Source organism: Xanthomonas sp. F14 (assembly GCF_014199865.1).
The window spans coordinates 1-16545 of the sequence record NZ_JACHOM010000008.1 but is presented as its reverse complement, the minus strand read 5'-3'; the positions used below and the strand labels follow the sequence as shown (position 1 = coordinate 16545).

13 protein-coding genes and 1 tRNA gene are annotated in these 16545 nt (G+C 62.3%); all 14 read left to right on the top strand.

Going from position 1 to position 16545, the window contains the following annotated elements:
- A partial coding sequence (locus GGR73_RS20150) for an EF-Tu C-terminal domain-related protein (protein WP_456363017.1) occupies positions 1-201 on the top strand: 201 nt, incomplete at its 5' end.
- Positions 202-307: 106 nt separating this feature from the next.
- A tRNA-Trp gene (locus GGR73_RS20145) sits at positions 308-383 on the top strand.
- Between the two features lie 49 nt (positions 384-432).
- Positions 433-843, top strand: coding sequence for a preprotein translocase subunit SecE (gene secE / locus GGR73_RS20140; protein ID WP_016900684.1), 411 nt, complete (start codon positions 433-435; stop codon positions 841-843).
- 13 nt (positions 844-856) lie between these two features.
- Complete coding sequence (nusG, locus tag GGR73_RS20135) at positions 857-1414, top strand: transcription termination/antitermination protein NusG (protein ID WP_047128216.1); 558 nt, start codon at positions 857-859, stop codon at positions 1412-1414.
- A 199-nt stretch (positions 1415-1613) separates the two neighbouring features.
- Positions 1614-2042 carry a 50S ribosomal protein L11 gene (gene rplK / locus GGR73_RS20130; RefSeq protein WP_046345810.1) on the top strand — a complete coding sequence of 143 codons (429 nt, stop codon included), beginning with the start codon at positions 1614-1616 and terminating at the stop codon, positions 2040-2042.
- 3 nt (positions 2043-2045) lie between these two features.
- On the top strand, positions 2046-2744 hold the full coding sequence (rplA, locus tag GGR73_RS20125) for a 50S ribosomal protein L1 (protein ID WP_016900681.1): 699 nt from the start codon (positions 2046-2048) through the stop codon (positions 2742-2744).
- A gap of 549 nt (positions 2745-3293) precedes the next feature.
- A complete protein-coding gene (gene rplJ / locus GGR73_RS20120) occupies positions 3294-3827 on the top strand; it encodes a 50S ribosomal protein L10 (RefSeq protein ID WP_016900680.1) in 534 nt (177 codons plus the stop codon).
- Between the two features lie 54 nt (positions 3828-3881).
- Positions 3882-4247: a 50S ribosomal protein L7/L12 gene (gene rplL, locus GGR73_RS20115; RefSeq protein WP_008574194.1), complete on the top strand. Its 366-nt coding sequence runs from the start codon at positions 3882-3884 to the stop codon at positions 4245-4247.
- Between the two features lie 294 nt (positions 4248-4541).
- Entirely contained in the window at positions 4542-8693 is a 4152-nt protein-coding gene (gene rpoB, locus GGR73_RS20110) for a DNA-directed RNA polymerase subunit beta (RefSeq protein ID WP_024938570.1), read from the top strand.
- A gap of 100 nt (positions 8694-8793) precedes the next feature.
- Entirely contained in the window at positions 8794-13008 is a 4215-nt protein-coding gene (gene rpoC, locus GGR73_RS20105) for a DNA-directed RNA polymerase subunit beta' (RefSeq protein WP_024938569.1), read from the top strand.
- Between the two features lie 221 nt (positions 13009-13229).
- Positions 13230-13604, top strand: coding sequence for a 30S ribosomal protein S12 (gene rpsL / locus GGR73_RS20100; RefSeq protein WP_002811712.1), 375 nt, complete (start codon positions 13230-13232; stop codon positions 13602-13604).
- Between the two features lie 12 nt (positions 13605-13616).
- Positions 13617-14084 carry a 30S ribosomal protein S7 gene (gene rpsG, locus GGR73_RS20095; protein WP_005993356.1) on the top strand — a complete coding sequence of 156 codons (468 nt, stop codon included), beginning with the start codon at positions 13617-13619 and terminating at the stop codon, positions 14082-14084.
- 137 nt (positions 14085-14221) lie between these two features.
- Complete coding sequence (gene fusA / locus GGR73_RS20090) at positions 14222-16339, top strand: elongation factor G (RefSeq protein WP_024938568.1); 2118 nt, start codon at positions 14222-14224, stop codon at positions 16337-16339.
- Between the two features lie 48 nt (positions 16340-16387).
- On the top strand, positions 16388-16545 hold a 158-nt coding region (locus tag GGR73_RS20085), incomplete at its 3' end, for a GTP-binding protein (protein WP_260214135.1).

Genomic DNA, 16545 nt, shown 5'->3' with positions numbered 1-16545 from the left:
CCGCAGTTCTACTTCCGCACCACCGACATCACTGGCGCCTGCCAGCTGCCGGAAGGCGTGGAGATGGTGATGCCGGGCGACAACGTGAAGATGGTTGTGACCCTGATCAACCCGGTCGCGATGGACGAAGGTCTGCGCTTCGCCATCCGTGAAGGCGGTCGTACCGTCGGCGCCGGCGTGGTTGCCAAGATCATCAAGTAAGTGCCTGCATCCAGTCGCCTCGCGGCGGCTGGTGCCAAACGAATGGCGGGCCGGCTGAACCGCGGTCCGCCTTCGTTGTCTTAGGGTTTGCGGTAAACGAGTACATACGCCAGTAGCTCAATTGGCAGAGCAGCGGTCTCCAAAACCGCAGGTTGGGGGTTCGAGTCCCTCCTGGCGTGCCACTCCTCTTTCCGGCCCAGCGATTCGGGTCAGATCGGTAACTAGAGCCGGATGAATAGCAAAATCGAGCCTTCCAAAAGCGCGTCTGCTGCCAGCGCTGATATCGTGAAATACGTCATCTCCGCGCTCCTGGTGATCGCGGGGTTGTTTGTGTGGTTCTGGTTTTCTGCGCCCGAGCGCGCCACCCAGTTTGGTGCCTGGACGCCGCAGTTGCGTGCGCTGGCAGTGATCGTGGGGCTGGTGGCCGGCGCATTCGTGTTTTTGGGAACCGGCAAGGGCCGGGAAACCCGTGAATTCATGTCCGAATCCAGGTTCGAGTTGCGCAAGGTTGTCTGGCCGACGCGTCAGGAAGCCATCCGCACCACCTGGGTCGTGATTGTCGTTGTGATCATTCTGAGTTTGCTGTTGGGCGGCTTCGACTTTGTCATCCAGAAGCTCACGCAGTGGTTCCTGGCTCGTTGAGGAGAATCAAGCAGTGAAGCGTTGGTATGTCGTTCACGCCTATTCAGGCTTCGAAAAATCCGTTGCGCAGGCATTGCGTGACCGTATCGCCCGTGCCGAGATGGAAGACCGTTTTGGCGACGTCTTGGTGCCGACCGAAGAAGTCATCGAAATGCGCGCCGGCCAGAAGCGTCGGTCCGAGCGCAAGTTCTTCCCCGGCTACGTGCTGGTGCAGATCGAGACCCACGAAGAGGCCGGTATCCCGCGCATCGACAATGAAAGCTGGCACTTGGTGAAGGAAACTTCCAAGGTGATGGGGTTCATTGGCGGTACTGCCGACCGTCCGCTGCCGATTCGCGACGAAGAGGCCGATGCAATCCTGCAGCGTGTGCAGGACGGCGTCGAGAAGCCGCGTCCGAAGGTGCTGTTCGAGCCGGGTCAGATGGTGCGCGTCACCGACGGTCCGTTCAACGACTTCAATGGCGTTGTGGAAGAGGTCAATTACGAGAAGAGCAGGCTGCGGGTTGCCGTGCTCATCTTCGGTCGCTCCACGCCGGTCGAGCTCGAGTTCGGTCAGGTCGAGAAGGGCTGACGCCGGCCGGGCGCCGTCTAGGCGTCCGACTTGAATGCTGCTATAGTGCGCGGCTCGCTGACCTGGCGAACCGCCGGGAACCAATGGCTGCCGCATGGCAGCCATCTGCGTGTGGTCAGAAACGTGAAGCCGGGACACGTGATTTCCCGGTCCGATGGGGAGCCTGCAGTCAAGGCGCTAGCACCCGGAGAGTATCGAAATGGCAAAGAAGATAACTGCTTACATCAAGTTGCAGGTCAAGGCAGGTCAGGCCAATCCTGCGCCGCCGGTCGGCCCTGCCCTGGGTCAGCGCGGTCTGAACATCATGGAATTCTGCAAGGCGTTCAACGCAGCGACGTCCAAGCTGGAGCCAGGTCTGCCGACGCCGGTGGTCATCACCGCGTACTCCGACCGTACCTTCACCTTCATCACCAAGAGCACCCCGGCCAGCGTGCTGCTCAAGAAGGCTGCAGGCGTGAGTTCCGGCTCCAAGCGCCCCAACACCGACAAGGTGGGCAAGGTGACGCGCAAGCAGCTGGAAGAGATCGCCAAGGTCAAGGAAGCCGATCTGACGGCAGCCGAGCTGGAAGCGGCAGTGCGCACGATTGCGGGTTCTGCCCGCAGCATGGGTTTGACGGTGGAGGGCTAAGACATGGCACAGAGCAAGCGCGTTAAGGCCATTGCGGCCGCTGTCGTTCCGGGCAAGACCTATGCCTTCGAAGACGCAATCAAGATCCTGAAGACCGTGACCAAGGCCAAGTTCGTCGAGTCGATCGACGTTGCCGTGCGCCTGGGCGTTGACGCCAAGAAGTCCGACCAGCAGGTGCGCGGTTCCACCGTGCTGCCGGCCGGTACCGGCAAGAGCGTGCGCGTTGCGGTGTTCGCGCCGGCCGGTGCCAAGGCTGACGAAGCCCTGGCCGCTGGTGCCGAGGCGGTGGGCATGGACGACCTGGCCGAGAAGATGCAGGCCGGCGATCTGAGCTACGACGTGGTCATCGCCACCCCGGACGCGATGCGCGTCGTCGGTAAGCTCGGCACCCTGCTGGGCCCGCGCGGCCTGATGCCCAACCCGAAGGTCGGCACCGTGTCGGCCAACCCGGGCGAAGCGGTCAAGAATGCCAAGTCGGGTCAGGTGCGTTACCGCACCGACAAGGCCGGCATCATCCACTGCACCATCGGCAAGGCCAGCTTCGATGACGAAGCGCTGAAGTCGAACCTGCAGGCGCTGTTGCTGGACCTGATCAAGGCCAAGCCGGCTACCTCGAAGGGGACCTACCTGCAGAAGGTGTCGGTCAGCTCGACGATGGGCCCTGGCGTGACCGTCGACCAGTCCAGCCTTGCACTGAAGTGAGTTGAGGGGTCGGGCCTGTCATGGGCCTGACCCGTCGATGTAGTACAGCATTGTTTTTCCGGCCCGGGTCACCGTGTGCTGGGAGTCCGTTCCCTCCTTTGGGGTAACGGACATTTTGAAGGCGATCGCCGGCATGTCCGGCGGTAGCCGTCAAAGACCGCAGGCGCGGTCAGCGCAGATCGACGACGGGCATGGATGCTCGCTTTGGCAAGGAGTCGCCGTCGATGCAGCGGGATCGCTTAATCAGGTTCGCAAGAGCCGGCCGGCGTAGATGGTGTCGCCCTTCTGGAGCTTTCTGGTTTACGCGCGTCTGGGACATCCCGGATCGAGCCCACTCCAGGTCTAGAACGGCCACCAAAGGAACATCGGTCGATGTTCCCGGCTTCCAGGAAGGAGGCTGCCCTGGACCGCAACCGGCAGGAGCCGCGAGCGGAGTAGTTTGAAGCTGGGATTGGAGATTCGGCATTGGGGATTGACAGAAGCGGCTTCATCAGCTCTGGCGAATCCCGAATCGCTAATCCCGAATCCCGGCTTTAACGGAGGAGTGCAATGGCTCTCAATCTGTCTCAGAAGCAAGAAGTAGTCGCCGAGCTGGCAGACATCGCCGCCAAGGCTCACTCCTTGATCGCCGCCGAATACGCTGGCATCACGGTCTCCCAGATGACCGCGATGCGCAAGCAGGCCCGCGAAACCGGCGTGTTCTTGAAAGTTGTCAAGAACACCCTGGCTGCGCGCGCCGTTGAAGGTACTGATTTCGCTGTCGTCGCTGACAAGCTGGTCGGTCCTTTGCTGTATGCGTTTTCGATGGAGGAGCCCGGCGCTGCCGGTCGCCTGATCAAGGAATTCGCCAAGGGCAACGACAAGTTGCAGGCCAAGGTCGTGTCCATCGGCGGGGAACTGTTCCCGGCTGGCCACGTCGACGTGTTGGCTTCGCTGCCGACCCGCGATCAGGCCCTGGCCATGCTGGCCCGCGTGCTGTCCGAACCGGCTGCCATGTTTGCCCGTGCCGTCAAGGCCGTGGGCGACAAGCAGGGTGGTGGCGACGAAGCCGCCGCGCCGGTCGCCGAGACTGCCGAAGCTTGATGTCCTAGCGTTCGCTAGAACCCCAATCCAGAAAATCATTTAAAGGTAATCACAATGTCCCTTACCAACGAACAGATCGTCGACGCCATCGCCGAGAAGTCCCTGATGGAAGTGATGGAGCTGGTCAAGGCCATCGAAGAAAAGTTCGGCGTCTCCGCCGCCGCTCCGGTCGCTGCTGCTGCAGCTGGCCCGGCTGCCGTGGTCGAAGAGCAGACCGAGTTCAACGTGGTGCTGACCAACTGCGGCGCCAACAAGGTCGGCGTCATCAAGGCCGTCCGCGCCGTGACCGGCCTGGGTCTGAAGGAAGCCAAGGATCTGACCGAAGCCGGTGGCATGCTGAAGGAAGGCGCGTCGAAGGACGAAGCCGAGAAGATCAAGAAGGAACTGACCGAAGCTGGCGCGACTGTCGAAATCAAGTAAGCAGTCCCTTGCATCGCCAGCGTTTCACGGTGATGCACTGAAGGCTGGGAGCGTAAAGCTCCCGGCCTTTGGCCGTTGATGGAAAGCCGGGATTTGAGAGGCGGAATTCGGGATTCGAAGGCAATCTTCGCGCATCCCCAATCACGCGATTCCCAATCCCCGCTTCACCGAGTTGGTAGTTGGAAGTAGCGGGAGAAGGCGTGCTGGTGCCGGCAATACCAGCGACTTCCAACTGACAATTTTGTTATTTCAGGGCCGCCGCGACGCGGCCCCCGCAGCCTAGGGTGAAGACTCATGACGTCTTATTCGTTCACCGAAAAAAAGCGTATCCGCAAGGACTTCGGCAAGCAGCGCTCGATTCTCGAAGTGCCGTTCCTGCTTGCCATCCAGGTCGATTCCTACCGCGAGTTCCTGCAGGAAGACGTGGAGCCGAACAAGCGTAAGGACCTCGGTCTGCACGCGGCATTGAAGTCGGTGTTCCCGATTTCCAGCTACAGCGGCAATGCCGCGCTGGAATACGTGGGCTATAAGTTGGGTCAGCCGGTGTTTGACGAGCGTGAATGCCGTCAGCGTGGCATGAGCTATGGCGCGCCGCTGCGCGTGACCGTGCGCCTGGTGATCTACGACCGCGAGTCGTCGACCAAGGCCATCAAGTACGTGAAGGAGCAGGAGGTCTATCTGGGCGAAATCCCGCTGATGACCGACAACGGTACCTTCATCGTCAACGGCACCGAGCGCGTCATCGTCTCGCAGCTGCACCGCTCGCCGGGTGTGTTCTTCGACCACGACCGTGGCAAGACCCACAGCTCGGGCAAGCTGCTGTACAGCGCCCGCATCATTCCGTACCGCGGTTCCTGGCTGGACTTCGAGTTCGACCCGAAGGACGCGCTGTTCACCCGTATCGACCGTCGCCGCAAGCTGCCGGTGTCGATCCTGCTGCGCGCGCTCGGCTACAGCAACGAAGAGATGCTGGCCGAGTTCTTCGAGATCAATACGTTCCACATCAATCCGGACGAAGGCGTGCAGCTGGAGCTGGTGCCGGAGCGTCTGCGTGGCGAAACGCTGAACTTCGACCTGGCCGATGGCGACAAGGTCATCGTGGAAGCGGGCAAGCGCATCACCGCCCGTCACGTCAAGCAGCTTGAAGCCGCCGGCGTCGCCGCGCTGGCCGTGCCGGACGACTATCTGCTCACCCGCATCCTGTCGCACGACGTGGTCGATGGCTCCACCGGCGAACTGCTGGCCAATGCCAACGACGAGATCACCGAAGACCAGCTGGCAGCGTTCCGCAAGGCCGGCGTCGATGCGGTCGGCACCCTGTGGGTGAACGATCTGGACCGCGGTCCGTACCTGTCCAACACCCTGCGGATCGATCCGACCAAGACCCAGCTCGAAGCGCTGGTCGAGATCTATCGCATGATGCGTCCGGGCGAGCCGCCGACCAAGGAAGCCGCACAGAACCTGTTCCACAACCTGTTCTTCACCTTCGAGCGCTACGACCTGTCCACGGTCGGCCGCATGAAGTTCAACCGTCGCGTCGGCCGCAAGGACGTGCTGGGCGAGTCGGTGCTGTACGACAAGAAGTACTTTGCCGAGCGCAATGACGAAGAATCCAAGCGTCTGGTCGCCGAGCACACCGACACCTCCGACATCCTGGAAGTGATCAAGGTGCTCACCGAGATCCGCAACGGTCGCGGCGTGGTCGATGACATCGATCACCTGGGCAACCGTCGCGTGCGTTCGGTCGGCGAAATGGCCGAAAACGTGTTCCGCGTGGGCCTGGTCCGCGTCGAGCGCGCGGTCAAGGAACGCCTGTCGATGGCCGAGTCCGAGGGCCTGACCCCGCAGGAACTGATCAACGCCAAGCCGGTGGCTGCGGCGATCAAGGAATTCTTCGGCTCCTCGCAGCTGTCGCAGTTCATGGATCAGAACAACCCGCTGTCGGAAGTCACGCACAAGCGTCGCGTCTCCGCACTGGGCCCGGGCGGTCTGACCCGCGAGCGCGCCGGCTTCGAAGTGCGCGACGTGCATCCGACCCATTACGGCCGCGTCTGCACCATCGAAACTCCGGAAGGCCCGAACATCGGCCTGATCAACTCGCTGGCCGTGTTCGCCCGCACCAACCAGTACGGCTTCCTCGAGACGCCGTACCGCAAGGTGCTGGACGGCAAGGTCTCCGACGACGTCGAGTACCTGTCGGCGATCGAGGAAAACGAGTACGTGATCGCCCAGGCGAACGCGCTGACCGACGCCAAGAACATGCTCACCGAGCAGTTCGTGCCGTGCCGGTTCCAGGGCGAGTCGCTGCTCAAGCCGCCGGCCGAAGTGCACTTCATGGACGTCTCGCCGATGCAGACCGTGTCGGTCGCCGCGGCGCTGGTGCCGTTCCTGGAGCACGACGACGCCAACCGCGCACTGATGGGCGCCAACATGCAGCGCCAGGCCGTGCCGACGCTGCGTTCGCAGAAGCCGTTGGTCGGTACCGGTATCGAGCGTGCGGTCGCGCGCGACTCGGGTGTGACCGTCAATGCCTTGCGTGGTGGCGTGATCGAGCAGATCGACGCGGCCCGCATCGTGGTCAAGGTCAACGAGGCAGAAATCGGCGGCGGCACCGATGCCGGCGTGGATATCTACAACCTGATCAAGTACACCCGCTCCAACCAGAACACCTGCATCAACCAGCGTCCGCTGGTGAACGTGGGTGACGTGATCGCACGCGGCGACGTGCTGGCCGACGGCCCGTCCACCGACATCGGTGAGCTGGCGCTGGGTCAGAACATGCTGATCGCGTTCATGCCTTGGAACGGCTACAACTTCGAAGACTCCATCCTGCTCTCCGAGCGCGTGGTGGAAGAAGATCGTTACACCACGATCCACATCGAAGAACTGACCTGCGTTGCGCGCGACACCAAGCTGGGGCCGGAGGAAATTTCCGCCGACATCCCGAACGTGTCCGAGCAGGCCCTGAACCGTCTGGACGAGAGCGGCGTGGTGTACATCGGTGCGGAAGTGCGCGCCGGCGACATCATGGTCGGCAAGGTCACGCCGAAGGGCGAGAGCCAGCTGACGCCGGAAGAAAAGCTGCTGCGTGCGATCTTCGGTGAGAAGGCGTCCGACGTGAAGGACAGCTCGCTGCGCGTGCCCCCGGGCATGGACGGCACCGTCATCGACGTGCAGGTCTTCACCCGCGACGGCATCGAGAAGGACAAGCGTGCGCGTCAGATCGAAGAGTCCGAAATCAAGCGCGTCAAGAAGGATTTCGACGACCAGTTCCGCATCCTGGAAGCGGCCATCTACGCACGTCTGCGCTCGCAGATTGTGGGCAAGGTCGCCAACGGCGGTCCGAACCTGAAGAAGGGCGACAACGTCACCGACGCGTATCTGGACGGGCTGAAGAAGTCCGACTGGTTCCAGCTGCGCATGAAGGATGAAGACGCTGCCGATGCCATCGAGCGTGCGCAGAAGCAGATCCAGGCGCACGAAAAGGAATTCGAGGCACGCTTCGCCGACAAGCGCGGCAAGATCACCCAGGGCGACGACCTCGCACCGGGCGTGCTGAAGATGGTCAAGGTGTTCCTGGCAGTGAAGCGCCGCATCCAGCCGGGCGACAAGATGGCAGGCCGCCACGGCAACAAGGGTGTGGTCTCCAACGTCGTGCCGGTCGAGGACATGCCGTACATGGCCACCGGCGAGCCGGTCGACATCGTGCTGAACCCGCTCGGCGTGCCGTCGCGTATGAACATCGGCCAGATTCTGGAAGTGCATCTGGGCTGGGCCGCCAAGGGCCTGGGTCGCAAGATCCAGCGCATGCTGGAAGCCCAGGCGGCGGTCAGCGAACTGCGCAAGTTCCTGGACGACATCTACAACCACGACAGCGCGATCAATGCACAGCGCGTGGATCTTTCGCAGTTCAGCGATGAGGAATTGCTCAACCTGGGCAAGAACCTGGTCGATGGCGTGCCGATGGCCACCCCGGTGTTCGACGGTGCCAGCGAAGCGGAGATCAAGCGCATGCTGGAACTTGCCGAACTGCCGCAGAGCGGTCAGACCCAGTTGTACGACGGTCGTACCGGTGAAGCGTTCGATCGCAAGACCACGGTCGGCTACATGCACTACCTGAAGTTGAACCACCTGGTCGACGACAAGATGCATGCACGCTCGACCGGTCCGTACTCGCTCGTCACCCAGCAGCCGCTGGGCGGCAAGGCGCAGTTCGGTGGTCAGCGCTTCGGTGAGATGGAAGTCTGGGCGCTGGAAGCCTACGGCGCGGCCTACACCCTGCAGGAAATGCTGACGGTGAAGTCCGACGACGTGCAGGGCCGCAACCAGATGTACAAGAACATCGTCGATGGTGAGCACGAGATGGTCGCGGGCATGCCGGAATCCTTCAACGTATTGGTGAAGGAAATCCGCTCGCTGGCGATCAACATGGAACTGGAAGAGTGATCGAGCTGGATCCTGGCGCCGCGATGCGGCGCCGGGATCCGGAACGTAAGGCCCTCGGTTTCATCTCAGCTACGAAATTCCTCCGACCCGGAGATATCAAATGAAAGACCTGCTCAACCTCTTCAATCAACAGCGCCAGACGCTGGATTTCGACGCGATCAAGATCGCGCTGGCATCGCCGGACCTGATCCGTTCGTGGTCCTACGGCGAAGTGAAGAAGCCCGAAACCATCAACTACCGTACCTTCAAGCCCGAGCGTGACGGCCTGTTCTGCGCCGCCATCTTCGGACCGATCAAGGACTACGAGTGCCTGTGCGGCAAGTACAAGCGCATGAAGCACCGCGGTGTGGTCTGCGAAAAGTGCGGCACCGAAGTCACCCTGGCCAAGGTGCGTCGCGAGCGCATGGGTCACATCGACCTGGCCTCGCCGGTCGCGCACATCTGGTTCCTCAAGTCGCTGCCCTCGCGCATCGGCCTGATGCTGGACATGACCCTGCGTGACATCGAGCGCGTGCTGTACTTCGAAGCCTACGTGGTCACCGAGCCGGGCCTGACCCCGCTCGAGCGCCGCCAGCTGCTGACCGAAGAGCAGTACCTGACCGCACGCCAGGAGTACAACGACGACTTCGACGCCGCCATGGGCGCCGAGGCCGTGTACGAGCTGCTGCGCACGATCGACCTGCAGTCGGAAATGACCCGCCTGCGCGAGGAAATCGCCAGCACCGGTTCGGAAACCAAGCTCAAGCGCCTCACCAAGCGCATCAAGCTGATCGAAGCCTTCCTGGAATCGGGCAACCGTCCGGAGTGGATGGTCATGACCGTGCTGCCGGTGCTGCCGCCGGATCTGCGTCCGCTGGTGCCGCTGGATGGTGGCCGCTTCGCGACCTCGGATCTGAACGATCTGTATCGCCGCGTGATCAACCGCAACAACCGTCTGCGTCGTCTGCTCGAGCTCAATGCGCCGGACATCATCGTGCGCAACGAGAAGCGCATGCTGCAGGAATCGGTCGATGCGCTGCTGGACAACGGCCGTCGCGGCCGTGCCATCACCGGCACCAACAAGCGTCCGCTGAAGTCGCTGGCCGACATGATCAAGGGCAAGCAGGGCCGGTTCCGTCAGAACCTGCTCGGCAAGCGCGTGGACTACTCCGGCCGTTCGGTCATCACCGTCGGTCCGTACCTCAAACTGCACCAGTGCGGCCTGCCGAAGAAGATGGCGCTGGAGCTGTTCAAGCCGTTTGTGTTCGCCAAGCTGCAGCGTCGCGGCCTGGCCACCACCATCAAGGCGGCCAAGAAGCTGGTCGAGCGCGAAGAAGCCGAAGTCTGGGACATCCTGGAAGAGGTGATCCGCGAGCATCCGGTGCTGCTGAACCGTGCGCCGACCCTGCACCGTCTGGGCATCCAGGCGTTCGAACCGGTGTTGATCGAAGGCAAGGCCATCCAGCTGCATCCGCTGGTGTGTACTGCATTCAACGCCGACTTCGACGGTGACCAGATGGCCGTCCACGTGCCGCTCTCGCTGGAAGCCCAGCTGGAAGCGCGTGCGCTGATGATGTCCACCAACAACATCCTGTCGCCGGCCAACGGCGAGCCGATCATCGTGCCGTCGCAGGACGTGGTGTTGGGCCTGTACTACATGAGCCGCGCCCTGGAGAACAAGAAGGGCGAGGGCATGGTGTTCGCCAACACCAGCGAAGTGAAGCGCGCCTACGACAACCGCGTGGTGGAACTGCACGCCAAGGTCAAGGTCCGCATCACCCAGGTGGACGTGGAAGCCGACGGCAAGCGCAGCAGCGGCACCTCGATCGTGGACACCACGGTCGGTCGTGCACTGCTGAGCGAAATCCTGCCCGAAGGCCTGCCGTTCCAGCTGGCCAACACCGAGATGACCAAGAAGAACATCTCGCGTCTGATCAACTCCAGCTACCGTCTGCTGGGCTTGAAGGACACCGTCGTGTTCGCCGACAAGCTGATGTACACCGGCTATGCCTACGCAACCCGCGCAGGCGTGTCGATCGGCATCGACGACATGCTGATCCCGGACGAGAAGAAGGGCATCCTCACCGAGGCCGAAGCCGAAGTGCTGGAAATCCAGGAGCAGTACCAGTCCGGTCTGGTCACCGCCGGCGAGCGCTACAACAAGGTCGTGGACATCTGGTCGCGTACCAGCGAGCGCATCGCCAAGGCGATGATGGACACCATTGGTACCGAGAAGGTCGAAAACGCCAAGGGCGAGACCATCGACCAGAAGTCGATGAACTCGCTGTACATCATGGCCGACTCCGGCGCGCGTGGTAGCCAGGCGCAGATCCGTCAGCTGGCCGGCATGCGCGGCCTGATGGCGCGTCCGGACGGCTCGATCATCGAGACGCCGATCAAGGCGAACTTCCGCGAAGGCCTGAACGTGCAGGAGTACTTCAACTCCACCCACGGTGCCCGTAAGGGTCTGGCCGATACCGCGCTCAAGACCGCGAACTCGGGTTACCTGACCCGTCGTCTGGTCGACGTGGCGCAGGACGTGGTGATCACCGAAGTCGACTGCGGCACCACCGAAGGGTTGATCATGACCCCGATCGTGGAAGGCGGCGACGTGGTGGAGCCGTTGAGGGAGCGCGTGCTGGGCCGTGTGGTGGCCGAGGACGTCTACCTGCCGGGCAACGACGAAGAGCCGATCGTCACCCGCAACACGCTGCTGGACGAAGCCTGGGTTGCCAAGCTGGAAGACGCCAGCGTGCAGTCGGTGAAGGTGCGTTCGACCATCAGCTGCGAGTCCTCGTTCGGCGTGTGCGCACGTTGCTACGGTCGCGATCTTGCACGCGGTCACCAGGTCAACATCGGTGAAGCGGTCGGCGTCATCGCCGCCCAGTCGATCGGCGAGCCGGGTACCCAGCTGACCATGCGTACGTTCCACATCGGTGGTGCGGCATCGCGTGCGGCGGCAGTGGACAACATCACCGTCAAGACCACTGGTTCGGTGAAGTTCAACAACCTCAAGTCGGTGGCGCACGCCAGCGGCGCGTTGGTCGCTGTCTCGCGTTCGGGCGAACTGTCCGTGCTCGACGGCCACGGCCGCGAGCGCGAGCGTTACAAGCTGCCGTACGGCGCCACCATCACCGCCAAGGACGGTGATGCGGTCAAGGCCGGACAGAGCGTGGCGAACTGGGATCCGCATAACCACCCGATCGTGTCGGAAGTGGCCGGCTTCATCCGCTTCATCGACTTCGTCGACGGCGTCACCGTCATCGAGAAGACCGACGAACTGACCGGTCTGGCCTCGCGCGAAATCACCGACCCGAAGCGTCGCGGTGCGCATGCCAAGGAACTGCGCCCGATCGTGCGCATCGTCGATGGCAAGGGCAACGACCTGACGATCCCGAATACGGATCTGCCGGCCCAGTACCTGTTGCCACCGCGCTCCATTGTCAACCTGCAGGACGGCGCCGCCGTCGGCGTGGGCGACGTGGTTGCCAAGATCCCGCAGGAAGCGTCCAAGACCCGCGACATCACCGGTGGTCTGCCGCGCGTTGCCGACCTGTTCGAAGCACGCAAGCCGAAGGATCCTGCGATCCTGGCCGAGCGCTCGGGCATCATCAGCTTCGGTAAGGACACCAAGGGCAAGCAGCGCCTGATCATCAAGGACACCGATGGGTCGGAACACGAAGAGCTGATCCCGAAGTACCGCCAGATCATCGTGTTCGAAGGCGAGCATGTGACCAAGGGCGAGACCGTGGTGGACGGCGAGCCGAGCCCGCAGGACATCCTGCGTCTGCTGGGTGTCGAGCCGCTGGCTGCGTACCTGGTCAAGGAAATCCAAGACGTGTACCGCCTGCAGGGCGTGAAGATCAACGACAAGCACATCGAGGTGATCACGCGCCAGATGCTGCGCAAGGTCGAGATCGTCGACCAGGGCACCAGCAAGTTCCTCAACGGCGAGCAGGTCGAGCGCCAGCGCGTCATCGAGGAAAATGCACGCCTGGTCAAGCGCAACGAGCTGCCGGCCAAGTACGATCCGGTGCTGCTGGGTATCACCAAGGCCTCGCTGGCCACCGAGTCGTTCATCTCGGCGGCCTCGTTCCAGGAGACCACCCGCGTGTTGACCGAGGCTGCCGTGCGCGGCACCCGCGACAACCTGCGCGGTCTGAAGGAAAACGTGATCGTGGGTCGTCTGATCCCGGCCGGTACCGGCCTGGCGTATCACGCCGGACGTCGCAAGTCGTCGGGTCTGACCGACTCGGAAATGGAAACGCTGTCGGGCAAGCCGGCGGTGGCCGAACCGGTCGCAGCCGTGGCCGACGCTGGCGCGGACGAGGAGTAAGCGCTCCGACGGCGGTCGCAAGACCGCCGTAAGCCAAGCGAAAAGGAGGGTAGGAGGCCCTCCGTTTTCCGGCCTTGGATGGGCCAGCAGGGTTAGAATTCCGTGAAGTTGACGGAGTTTCGTCCTGCCAGCTATACTTCCCTGTCTCGGCGGGCCGTTTTTCGGCCTGCCTTTGTTTTCGTGCAAGGCCGTCTCGGCCTCTCAATCAGAAGAATCAACTGATGACGACGATCAATCAGCTGGTCCGCAAGCCTCGGCAAGCGACCACCTACAAGAGTGCCTCCCCGGCACTGGACAAGTGTCCGCAGCGCCGTGGCGTCTGCACACGCGTCTATACCACTACCCCGAAGAAGCCGAACTCGGCCCTGCGTAAGGTTGCCAAAGTGCGCCTGACGAACCAGGAAGAGGTCATCAGCTACATCGGTGGTGAAGGCCACAACCTGCAGGAGCACTCCGTGGTCCTGATTCGTGGTGGCCGCGTCAAGGATCTTCCCGGTGTGCGTTATCACACCGTCCGTGGTTCGCTGGACGCCGCCGGCGTCGCAAAGCGCCGTCAAGGTCGTTCCAAGTACGGCGCCAAGCGCCCGAAGAGCTAAGGAAACACTCCAATGTCCCGTAAAGGTTCTACTCCGCAGCGCACCGTCCTGCCTGATCCAAAGCATGGCAGCGAAACCATTGCCCGCTTCATCAATATGGTGATGCAAAGTGGCAAGAAGTCGGTTGCTGAGAAAATTGTCTATGGCGCGATGGACGTCATTGGCGAAAAGAATCCGAATGCCGTCGAGCTGGTGCAGAAAGCACTGGACAACGTGGCCCCGGCTGTCGAAGTTAAATCGCGTCGCGTCGGTGGTGCTACCTATCAGGTGCCCGTCGAAGTGCGCTCCTCCCGTCGCATGGCGCTGGCAATGCGCTGGTTGATCGACTCCGCGCGCAAGCGTGGCGAGAACACCATGCCGCGCAAGCTGGCTGCAGAACTGTTGGACGCCTCGGAAAGCCGCGGCGGCGCGATCAAGAAGCGCGAAGAGACGCACCGTATGGCGGAGGCGAACAAGGCGTTCGCACATTACCGCTGGTGACCTCGTGGGCCTTGGTAACGGGGCCCTTCAGCACCATCTGAGTGCTGTTTGCGACGCGTTACGCGTCGCATCCAATCCGAAGGCCGCCGAAAGGCGGCGTTCGGCCATCCGAAATCCAAGAAATTGAGAGGCTCCCCGTGGCCCGCACCACCCCTATCGAGCGTTACCGCAACTTCGGCATCATGGCCCACATCGATGCCGGCAAGACCACCACTTCCGAGCGCATCCTGTTCTACACCGGTGTCAGTCACAAGATCGGCGAAGTCCATGACGGCGCTGCAGTGATGGACTGGATGGAGCAGGAGCAGGAGCGTGGTATCACCATCACCTCCGCTGCGACCACTGCGTTCTGGTCGGGCATGGACAAGTCCATGCCGCAGCACCGCTTCAACATCATCGACACCCCCGGGCACGTTGACTTCACCATCGAAGTGGAGCGCTCCTTGCGCGTGCTCGACGGTGCGGTGTTCGTGCTGTGCGCCGTCGGTGGCGTGCAGCCGCAGTCCGAGACCGTGTGGCGCCAGGCCAACAAGTACTCGGTGCCGCGCATGGCCTTCGTCAACAAGATGGACCGTACCGGTGCCAACTTCGACAAGGTCGTCGAGCAGCTGAAGGCCCGTCTGGGTGCCTACGCCGTGCCGATGCAGGTGCCGATCGGCGCCGAAGACGGCTTCGAGGGCGTGGTCGACCTGCTCAAGATGAAGGCGATCCATTGGGATACCGCATCGCAGGGCACCACCTTCGAATACCGCGACATCCCGGCCGATCTGGTCGAGATCGCGACCGAGGCGCGTTCGTTCATGGTCGAGGCGGCTGCAGAAGCCAGCGAAGACCTGATGGACAAGTACCTCAACGAAGGCGACCTGAGCGAAGAAGAGATCCTGGTGGGTCTGCGCGAGCGCACCCTGAAGGTCGAAATCGTGCCGGTGTTCTGCGGTTCGGCGTTCAAGAACAAGGGCGTGCAGGCCATGCTCGACGGCGTCGTGCACCTGTTGCCGTCGCCGGCCGACCGTCCGCCGGTCCAGGGTATCGATGAGGACGAGAAGGAAGACACCCGTCCGGCCACCGATACCGCGCCGTTCTCGGCGTTGGCGTTCAAGATCATGACCGACCCGTTCGTGGGCTCGCTGACGTTCTTCCGTGTCTACTCGGGCACGTTGAACTCCGGCGACCAGGTCTACAACCCGGTCAAGTCGAAGAAAGAGCGCGTGGGCCGCATCCTGCAGATGCACTCCAACAATCGCGAAGAGATCAAGGAAGTGCGCGCTGGTGACATCGCCGCTGCCGTGGGTCTGAAGGACGTCACCACCGGCGACACGCTGTGTGCGCAGGACAAGGTCATCACCCTGGAGCGCATGGTGTTCCCGGAGCCGGTGATCTCGATGGCGGTGGAGCCCAAGACCAAGTCGGACCAGGAAAAAATGGGCATGGCCCTGGGCCGTCTGGCGCAGGAAGATCCCTCGTTCCGCGTCAAGACCGACGAGGAATCCGGCCAGACCATCATCTCGGGCATGGGCGAATTGCACCTGGACATCATCGTTGACCGTATGCGTCGCGAGTTCAATGTCGAGGCCAACGTCGGCAAGCCGCAGGTGGCCTACCGCGAAACCATCCGCAAGTCCGACGTCAAGTCCGACTACAAGCATGCCAAGCAGTCCGGTGGTAAGGGTCAGTACGGTCACGTGGTGATCGAGCTGTCGCCGATGACCGAGGACGATCGCAAGAGCGACAACGTCAAGGACGATTTCCTCTTCATCAACGACATCACCGGCGGCATCATTCCGAAGGAATTCATCCCCTCGGTCGAAAAGGGTCTGCGCGAGACGATCACCAGTGGTCCGATCGCTGGCTTCCCGGTGGTGGGCGTGAAGGTCAAGCTGGTGTTCGGCTCGTACCACGACGTCGACTCCTCGGAAATGGCGTTCAAGCTGGCCGCGTCGATGGCGTTCAAGCAGGGCTTTGCGAAAGCCAGCCCTGTGTTGCTGGAGCCGATCATGAAGGTCGAAATCGTCAGCCCGGAGGATTACCTGGGTGACGTGATGGGCGACGTGAGCCGTCGTCGTGGCGTGTTGCAGGGTCAGGACGACAGCCCGTCGGGCAAGATCATCAACGCGATGATTCCGCTCGGTGAAATGTTCGGCTACGCGACCTCGCTGCGTTCGATGAGCCAGGGCCGCGCGACGTTCTCGATGGAATTCGACCACTATGAAGAGGCACCGGCCAACATCGCCGACGCCGTCACCAAGAAGGGCTGAGTTCACTCAGCCGCTTCTCACAAATTTTTCAATTAGAGGTAGTTAGTCATGGCAAAAGCTAAATTTGAGCGCACCAAGCCGCACGTGAACGTCGGCACCATCGGTCACGTCGACCATGGCAAGACCACGTTGACAGCCGCGCTGACCAAGATCGGTGCTGAGCGTTTCGGTGGCGAGTTCAAGGCGTATGACGCGATCGACGCGGC

Excerpts from the sequence above, each read along its gene's own strand:
- rplA (WP_016900681.1), top strand. The coding sequence starts at position 2,046 with ATGGCACAGAGCAAGCGCGTTAAGGCCATTGCGGCCGCTGTCGTTCCG.
- secE (WP_016900684.1), top strand. The coding sequence starts at position 433 with ATGAATAGCAAAATCGAGCCTTCCAAAAGCGCGTCTGCTGCCAGCGCT.
- rpsL (WP_002811712.1), top strand. The coding sequence starts at position 13,230 with ATGACGACGATCAATCAGCTGGTCCGCAAGCCTCGGCAAGCGACCACC.
- rplJ (WP_016900680.1), top strand. The coding sequence starts at position 3,294 with ATGGCTCTCAATCTGTCTCAGAAGCAAGAAGTAGTCGCCGAGCTGGCA.
- rplL (WP_008574194.1), top strand. The coding sequence starts at position 3,882 with ATGTCCCTTACCAACGAACAGATCGTCGACGCCATCGCCGAGAAGTCC.
- rplK (WP_046345810.1), top strand. The coding sequence starts at position 1,614 with ATGGCAAAGAAGATAACTGCTTACATCAAGTTGCAGGTCAAGGCAGGT.
- rpoC (WP_024938569.1), top strand. The coding sequence starts at position 8,794 with ATGAAAGACCTGCTCAACCTCTTCAATCAACAGCGCCAGACGCTGGAT.
- rpsG (WP_005993356.1), top strand. The coding sequence starts at position 13,617 with ATGTCCCGTAAAGGTTCTACTCCGCAGCGCACCGTCCTGCCTGATCCA.
- rpoB (WP_024938570.1), top strand. The coding sequence starts at position 4,542 with ATGACGTCTTATTCGTTCACCGAAAAAAAGCGTATCCGCAAGGACTTC.